Raw genomic sequence first — 230 nt, forward strand, 5'->3', positions numbered from 1 at the left:
CCAATAATTTCATTGAGATAATTGTTTGCACATTCACCAGTGATATCCCCTGTTAACACGATACCCATGGCCAATACACTGCCCGCCATACTAATGCAATAAGCAAAGTTATCACGTTTAGCTAGCTCTTCAGTGGTATCAATTATCCCCATGACTCCCATGATATAGCGCCTGTTACTTAACAACAAAATGGCGAAGACTACATCGATCAATAGGTAAACTAATAGTTC

1 pseudogene is annotated in these 230 nt (G+C 39.6%); it reads right to left on the bottom strand.

Annotated elements, in window-relative coordinates:
- A pseudogene (locus tag Q4519_RS22280) lies at positions 1-230 on the bottom strand (hypothetical protein); the annotation flags it as partial.

It is taken from the genome of Motilimonas sp. 1_MG-2023 (assembly GCF_030547455.1).
GTDB lineage: Bacteria > Pseudomonadota > Gammaproteobacteria > Enterobacterales > CBDFNC01 > Motilimonas.